Below are 576 nucleotides of genomic sequence, written 5' to 3' on the forward strand. Positions count from 1 at the left end.
GTCTAATGGTTTGTTTGGAGCCTGTCTTCCTGCACTCTGTACCAAAGCGCACGAAGACAGGCTCATCAGTTTGTTGCCGCTTAAGTACTTAACTAAGCACTTCGAGCTTTATGCCCACAGGCTGGTGTTTCCCCTGTAGATAACCGCTCTTAATCCTTGCGTTGCTGGAGTCGCCGTAACGATCTCTCACGCCGGGTATGTTCCCGACTGAGATCCAGCAAAATTTCCTCGATAAACGCCAAGTGGCGGTGCGAGGCTTCGCGGGCCTTTTCCGGCTCACGTGCCACTATCGCCTCAAAAATCCCGGCGCGGTGGCTGCTCACTTTTGCCAACATCTCACGGCGCGAGTAGAGCAATTCAAAGTTCTGTCGGACGTTCTGTTCCAGCATTGGCCCCATGCAGCGTAGCAAATGCAGCAACACCACGTTGTGGGCAGCTTCGGTAACGGCGATCTGATACTGCATCACCGCGTCTGCTTCGGCGTCGAGATCGCCGCTGTCCTGGGCCTGTTGAATCACGATATGGCAATCGCGGATGCGCGCCAGATCTTCTTCCGTGCCGCGCAGCGCCGCATAG

1 protein-coding gene is annotated in these 576 nt (G+C 55.6%); it reads right to left on the reverse strand.

What is annotated here, in order from left to right; translation table 11 throughout:
- Positions 1–149 precede the first annotated feature (149 nt).
- Positions 150–576, reverse strand: a 427-nt coding sequence (locus AC5O77_RS22270) for an FCD domain-containing protein (protein ID WP_494507231.1), incomplete at its 5' end; no start/stop codon positions are given.

The sequence above is a fragment of the Stenotrophomonas sp. INTA L402-1 genome, assembly GCF_059295135.1.